Annotated in this window: 5 protein-coding genes; 3 read left to right on the forward strand and 2 right to left on the reverse strand. The window is 35.9% G+C overall.

Annotated features, from left to right (window positions below):
- The coding region (locus V7137_RS28880; protein ID WP_335701247.1) for a DedA family protein at nucleotides 1-1,264 on the forward strand (1,264 nt) is incomplete at its 5' end.
- Between the two features lie 234 nt (nucleotides 1,265-1,498).
- On the opposite strand, the gene V7137_RS28885 is transcribed toward V7137_RS28880, so the two are convergent.
- Nucleotides 1,499-1,996, reverse strand: coding sequence for an acyl-CoA thioesterase (locus V7137_RS28885; protein WP_335701248.1), 498 nt, complete (start codon nucleotides 1,994-1,996; stop codon nucleotides 1,499-1,501).
- 151 nt (nucleotides 1,997-2,147) lie between these two features.
- Between V7137_RS28885 and V7137_RS28890 the strand changes: the two genes are divergently transcribed.
- Both V7137_RS28890 and V7137_RS28895 read left to right on the forward strand, forming a co-directional pair.
- Nucleotides 2,148-2,960: a protein phosphatase 2C domain-containing protein gene (locus tag V7137_RS28890; RefSeq protein ID WP_335701249.1), complete on the forward strand. Its 813-nt coding sequence runs from the start codon at nucleotides 2,148-2,150 to the stop codon at nucleotides 2,958-2,960.
- 15 nt (nucleotides 2,961-2,975) lie between these two features.
- Nucleotides 2,976-3,473, forward strand: coding sequence for a peptidoglycan recognition protein family protein (locus V7137_RS28895; protein WP_335701250.1), 498 nt, complete (start codon nucleotides 2,976-2,978; stop codon nucleotides 3,471-3,473).
- A gap of 182 nt (nucleotides 3,474-3,655) precedes the next feature.
- Here the strand turns inward: V7137_RS28895 and V7137_RS28900 are convergent, their stop codons facing one another.
- On the reverse strand, nucleotides 3,656-4,273 hold the full coding sequence (locus V7137_RS28900; RefSeq protein ID WP_335701251.1) for an NUDIX hydrolase: 618 nt from the start codon (nucleotides 4,271-4,273) through the stop codon (nucleotides 3,656-3,658).
- Nucleotides 4,274-4,277: the final 4 nt, after the last annotated feature.

The raw sequence follows: 4,277 nt of genomic DNA on the forward strand, positions 1-4,277 counted from the left end.
GCACAGTTATCTGATTCTATTTACAGGAATCTTTCTAGAGCTTTTGGCCCTACCTATTTCAGGCGAATTTTTAATGAGCTACGCTGGCTATTTTGTATTTCAGGGTAAAATGAATTACACTTTGGCTCTCCTGACAGTCTTTGTTTCGGGCGGTGCGGGAATTACTGCTACTTATTGGATAGGTAAGGCAGGAGGATATAAATTGATTGAAAAATACGGAAAGTATATCCACTTGGGACCAGAAAGATATGAAAAAACCGCCGCTTGGTTTGAACAATCTGGCAGCAAACTGTTGGTCTTTGCTTATTTCATTCCAGGGATTAGGCATTTCACTGGTTATATTTCGGGTATTTCAAGAATGCCTTTTCGAAAATTCATTATTCCTGCTTATATAGGTTCATTTTTATGGGGATTTTGTTTTATTACTCTAGGAAAAGTATTGGGACCTCGTTGGGAGGCCTTACATCAAGCTGCTAGTAAATATTTCATTATATTTATTATTGTTTTTGTCATATTGTTGGCAGGTTTTTTGGCCTATCGATTTTTTAAGAATCAAATCAAGGACTTTTTTATTCGTTTCATACAACGATTGTGGAATCGTCTAAAAACCATTAGAAAAATAGAGATCTTTCTTATTTTTCTTACTTTAGTGTTAATCGGTATGGTGACCTTGATGTTAGGAATGGCTCAAGACTATTTATATGATGAGTTTAGTCAATTTAATGAAATAGCTGAATATATGGTTAAGATTGCAATTTATATGAGTTGGATGAAAGTATTTCTAGTATTCCAATCTCCGTATACCCTGTGTGCAATTATTGGGATAACCATCATCCGTATTTGGATAAAAGGAAAGAACAGACTGCTTGAGTACCTTTTACTCATCGTTTCGATTTTAGGAGCGAGGCTGTTTCATGAATCTATCATGCAGATTTTTTCCTATCTTCAATCAATAGGGTTTGTAGGAAAATTTCATTCAGATAATTTTCCTGATATAAGCTCCACTTTAACAATCATAATTTATGGAACATGTTTATTTTTACTTGTCCGTCATCCAAAAAACACTATTACGCCACTATTGAGCCTTTTATTTACTTTAGTCTTATTAATAGGGTTAACCATAGCAAATGTTGCATCGACCGATTTATTTCCAAGTGATATTGTGGGTGGTTATGTATATGGCTTTGTATGGATATTTTTTAACTTCTTGTTGTTTGAAATGCTACGGCTTGTTTTGGAAAAGCATAATGTTGAGAATGATTAATGCTTTAATGGTAGAAGGGGCGAAGAGATTGTTTTTAGAAATCGTTTCTTAGTCATTTATAATTGAACTAGGTTGGTTAAAAAGTACGCTCAGAGCTTTATAAGCCCTGAGCGTTTTTCTGTACCATAAATGTTCTTATTAGCCTGTTAATAAAGGTGCAATTCTGTTGGGGTTTCAATTGCTAATTGCCATATTGTACTTCAAAACCGAACACGCTAAAGGGAAATGGTATGGTTATTTCCTGCCAAACGTATGGGCGAGATGCTTGCTTTGTTCTCTTCGGAGCTTTCGGGCAATGGATCGTTCTGCTCCAGTATTAAATAAATAGTGCTCCTCTTCCGTTTCGGGATAGACAGTTGGCACTGGGGCTGGATGCCCCTCTTTATCTAACGAGACAAAGGTTAAAAACGATGTCGCCGCCACTCGGCTTTCCCCTGTAAATAAGTTGTCTGCTGTCACTCTTACAAACACTTCCATCGAGGTTTTCCCGGTCCAAGTGACAAACGCTTCTAATGTGACTGCATCCTGAAGGGTGATTGGATGCAAAAAATCGACTGAATCGGTGCTTGCTGTCACTGTAGGTTTTCTGCAGTGTTTGATCGCAGCGATGCCAGCAACGCGGTCAATTCGGCTCATCAGAGCACCTCCGAAAAGAGTCTGGTGCGGGTTTGTGTCATTTGGCAGGACGCCGTCAGTTTGAATGGTTCTCGATTCACTGCAAGATTTTTTCATGGATATACGTTCCTACTTTCACTGTTTGTGTTTTTTCTATCATACCAGAAATTGAATTAGTAACCATAAAATTTCTCTTTAAATCATATAATGTCTATATATAATGAATCGATTTTCTGTTAATTTTGATAAAAAAGAAGGTGGACAACCAATGAAAGTGGAGTCTTTTTTTAAAGCTGCCCCTCATAAAAGTGTAAGTGAAGATTCAATCGTATTAAACGAAAAGATAAATGTCTATGGGGTTTTTGATGGGGCAACTCCATTAATGCCATTCAAAGATGAAAACGGAATGAACGGTGCCTATTTAGCATCTACTATATTTAAAGATTATTTCTTTAGACTCTACCAAAGGAACCTTTCATTAGTTGAAGGAATCATGGCTGCTAATAGAATGTTGAGAGAACACATGGAAAAATACAAGGTGAATCAGGAAAAATATGAAAATCTTTGGTCAACATGTGCTGCAATGATAAAGATTGAAAAAGACGGAAAGATTTCTTATGCTCAGCTTGGTGATTGTATGATCATGGCTGAGTATCAAAACGGAACCATAAAAGCCTTAACAAGGGATACTGTAAAAGATATAAGTAATAGAGCGAAGGCATGGCGTGAAGAACAAAGAAAGCAAGGAATTAGCATTCCAGATGAGGAGTATTATCAGGATCGTACTCAACAGCTTATCTTTAATCGTTCATTAGCTAATAAGGAATATGGTTACACTGTAGCGAATGGAAAAAAAGAAGTTTTACATTTTATTCAGCATGGTCAAGTAAATAGCAGTGAAATCAAAACATTATTAATGATAACAGATGGCCTTTTTCATCCGAACTATTCAATGGAAGAAACATTTAAAATGATATATACAATCGGTTTGCAAGTATATTCTATGGAATTAGAACAATATGAGAAAAGGAATCATCTTCGTTCAGATGATAAGACGGGGATCATGATTAAGCTTATATGATGAGGAGAAGTCTACATGAAAGAAGAACCGGGATGGATTAAAGATATTCATTTATCGTTTAAAGAACCGCTTATTGCTTTAAAAGATGTCATGTACATCATTGTACACCATACAGAAGAAATTGGTTGGGATATTCATAAGACGCATAGGTTTCATCAGGATCATCGTCGATGGAGTGGAATAGGATACAATTTTTTTATTGAGGAAAATGGTGAAATCATTAGAGGAAGAGGATACCATGTTGGAGCACACGCCTATTCATATAATGAAAAATCAATAGGTATTTGTTTAGCTGGTAATTTTGATCTTCAAACTCCATCAAAAAAGCAGCTAAAATCATTGAGTAAATTATGCATTTTCCTATTACATCAATTTCATTTATCAACAACTCACATTCTGGGACACCGTGAATTAAAAGGTGTCACAAAAAGTTGTCCAGGTAAAAACTTCAATATGGGGCAATTCAGAGAATCTATTAAGATGCAGTGGCTAAATGATAAAGATAAAGAGTGAAGTTCAAACAAGACACATGATAAAGTTCTTGAAAAATAGGAGTATAAATTTTTTTGTGTAAAGATTCGGGGCTTTAAAGAAAATAGAAAATCAAAACCAAGATGTATTTTGAGGGATTTCAAATAGATCTTGGTCTTAAACATTTAGTGATGAAAAAAAGGAAGTACTTTTATATAATACTCTTAATCAAAATAAACGGCTTCACGGGGATTTTTTAAGTATTGAAAAGCCATCTCAATTTGTGTTTTTGTATTCCGAGCTGTTGACAGAGGAGGCAGTTCGTTTTCAGCAAAGAACTTCACTTCACTTGTTTCAATTCCTTTAGTTGGCTGCCCGCCAATTATTTCACATTGAATAAATATTTTATAAACATGATAAGCAGAAGGAGGATGTGGGTGGCACTTTTTATCAGTTACAGCTAATACTTTGATCGGTTTCACATTAAATCCCGATTCTTCTTTTACTTCCTTAACCGCGACTTCACTTGGGGTATGTCCAATGTCAGCCCAGCCGCCAGGTAATGCCCAGTTACCATCGGTATTTTCCCGGACCATCAGTATTTTATCATCCTTAAAGACTACTGCCCTAATATCAACTTTAGGAGTTGCATAACCAGTTTCACCTGCAAATAAATCTTTGATTACAGGCCTGTCCATATCTGTGTAATGTGCTAAAATGTCAACGCTTATATTTCTTATTAATTCAAATCTCTCCAAGTCATAAACATCTTTTGAATACGTTAGTCCCGCCTGCGCAATGGATTGAAGTTGTTTCGCCCAATCCAGCCATTTAGGTTCCAATATC

Origin of the sequence: Neobacillus drentensis (assembly GCF_036962765.1) — a bacterium.
Lineage (GTDB): Bacteria > Bacillota > Bacilli > Bacillales > Cytobacillaceae > Neobacillus > Neobacillus drentensis_C.

Coding starts and splice junctions, on each gene's coding strand:
- V7137_RS28885 (WP_335701248.1), bottom strand. CDS start 1,996: ATGAAAAAATCTTGCAGTGAATCGAGAACCATTCAAACTGACGGCGTC.
- V7137_RS28890 (WP_335701249.1), top strand. CDS start 2,148: ATGAAAGTGGAGTCTTTTTTTAAAGCTGCCCCTCATAAAAGTGTAAGT.
- V7137_RS28895 (WP_335701250.1), top strand. CDS start 2,976: ATGAAAGAAGAACCGGGATGGATTAAAGATATTCATTTATCGTTTAAA.